Below are 2212 nucleotides of genomic sequence, written 5' to 3' on the forward strand. Positions count from 1 at the left end.
CACCAAAATATGCTGATACAGCTCCATAAATTGTTCCGAAAACAACACAGATTGCGGCTGTTATCAATGATAATTCCATTGAAATTCTTATCCCTTGTGAAAGTCTTGCAAACAAGTCACGTCCAAGGTTATCAGTTCCCAAATAATGCCCTTTTCCAAGCCCTTTTGCTGGACTTAAAAATTTAGCTGATAAATCTTGATCTCTATAGGAAAATTTTGTCAAACTTTGCCCAAAAATTGCTAAAAATATAAAAATAAGCGTTATTGCGTATGTCTTTAATTTTCCTGATGTTATGTATGGAATTTGTGGATTTATTGTATCGGTTATCGTGGCGTTGATAATTTTTAGGATTTCGAGAAGCAGGACTAGGACGGATGTGGCGGTGCTTCTAATTGTTGGGATTGCGATTTCGTCTTTTTTAGGGGCATTTACGTCGTTCAGTATGTATCTGATTGGGCAGGATTCCTTTAGAATAGTAACGTGGATGATGGGATATATGGGAAGTGCTTCTTGGCTGAAAATCGGAGTTCTTATGATACCGCTTGTAGTTTCTGTCGTTTATTTTTATTTAAAAAGATATGAAATGGATTCATTGATGAGTGGAGATGAAGAGGCACATTCGCTTGGAGTGAATGTGGATGAGCTAAAAAGGAATTTATTGATTGTTTCGGCACTGATTGTCGGTTTTTCTGTGGCATTTACTGGAATGATAGGATTTGTTGGGCTTATTGCACCGCATACGGTAAGGCTTGTGCTAAAAAGTGGAAGTAATACTAGGCTACTGCCTTTAGCAACATTGGGTGGAGGACTGTTTTTGCTGATTTGTGATACGATTGGACGTACAATTTTGGCACCGACGGAAATTCCGATAGGAGTGGTAACTTCATTTTTTGGAGCACCATTTTTTCTATATTTGGCAATAAGAAGGAAAAAAGGTGGATAGGATGAGTAGTGGAAATAATAATTCAGAAATTTCGATAAAAAATGTAAGTTTTAGCTATGATAATTCCCAAAAAAAGATAATTGATGGATTAAATATAAATATAAAAAAAGGTGAATTTGTCGGGATTCTTGGTGCAAATGGGAGTGGGAAATCGACGCTTTTGAAAATGATTTTAAAATATTTTCCGATAGAAACAGGGAATATTGAGATTTCTGACAAAAATATCAGTTTGTATAGTCCTAAGGAAATGGCAAAAATAATAAGTTTTGTTCCTCAAAAGTCAGCTTTGAATATGCCGATAAGTGTAATCGAAATGATTTATATGGGACGTACGCCACATATTAAGAATAAGTGGATTGGTTTTGATAAGGAAGATGAGCGGAAGGTAAATGAGATTTTGGAAAAGTTGCGACTTGAAAAATTTAGGGACAGATCGATTTTTTCACTTTCGGGTGGAGAATTTCAGCGTGTTCTGCTGGCAAGGGCATTGGTGCAGGAAACAAGGATTATTTTACTGGATGAGCCGACTTCTGCATTGGATATGAATTATGCTCTTGAAATTATGAAGCTTACATCGGATTTTGTGAAGGAGAAAAAGATTACGGCTATTATGGTTTTGCATGATTTGAATCTGGCTTCGATGTACTGTGATAATGTGATGTTTTTAAAGGATGGAAAAATTGCATATTCAGGGAGTCCAAAGGAGCTTTACAAAAAGGAGATTTTTTCTGAAATTTATGGATTTGAATGTGAAATTGTGGAAAATAGCGGATTTTTATATGTAATACCTAAAAAAAATTAATAGGAAAGGATTGGAAAAATGAAAAAAGTAATAAGAAATTCTTTTTATTTGGCATTGCTGATTATTTCAATGTTTATAATTTCTTGTGCAAAGAAAAATGATGAAAATGCTAAAAAGGGGGAAAATAAAAAATATAATAGGATTGTTGTGCTGGATCCTGCGACTGTTGAAATGATTTATATGCTTGGAGCAGAAGATAAAATCGTGGGAGTTGCTAATTTGGAGCGTTCAAAGGTATGGCCTGAAGAAAAGGTCGCAAAACTTGAGAGTGTGGGAACTTTTATAAAGCCGTCGCTTGAAAAAATAATTGCCTTAAAGCCTGATTTGGTTATAACGTCAGCTCTTACAGATGACAACCTTAATAATGGGCTTAAATCAAATAACATTGAAGCAAAAAGAATTCAGGCAAATTCGATAGAAGAAATATTTACCAATTTTATGGAAGTAGCAAAAATGCTTGGGAAAG

The 2212-nt window shown here is 34.9% G+C and carries 3 protein-coding genes and 1 pseudogene; 3 read left to right on the forward strand and 1 reads right to left on the reverse strand.

The window, feature by feature from the left end:
* Window positions 1-223 (reverse strand): annotated as a pseudogene (locus Q0370_RS11155) (ABC transporter permease); the annotation flags it as partial.
* A 70-nt stretch (window positions 224-293) separates the two neighbouring features.
* On the opposite strand from Q0370_RS11155, the gene Q0370_RS11160 reads away from it, so the two are divergent.
* The 3 genes from Q0370_RS11160 to Q0370_RS11170 form a co-directional block, all read left to right on the forward strand.
* Entirely contained in the window at window positions 294-944 is a 651-nt protein-coding gene (locus Q0370_RS11160) for an iron ABC transporter permease (protein ID WP_299575726.1), read from the forward strand.
* A gap of 1 nt (window position 945) precedes the next feature.
* Entirely contained in the window at window positions 946-1746 is an 801-nt protein-coding gene (locus Q0370_RS11165) for an ABC transporter ATP-binding protein (protein WP_299575728.1), read from the forward strand.
* Window positions 1747-1764: 18 nt separating this feature from the next.
* Window positions 1765-2212, forward strand: a 448-nt coding sequence (locus tag Q0370_RS11170) for an ABC transporter substrate-binding protein (RefSeq protein WP_299575730.1), incomplete at its 3' end; no start/stop codon positions are given.

It is taken from the genome of uncultured Leptotrichia sp., assembly GCF_938036635.1.
In the GTDB taxonomy this organism is placed as follows: domain Bacteria; phylum Fusobacteriota; class Fusobacteriia; order Fusobacteriales; family Leptotrichiaceae; genus Leptotrichia; species Leptotrichia hongkongensis.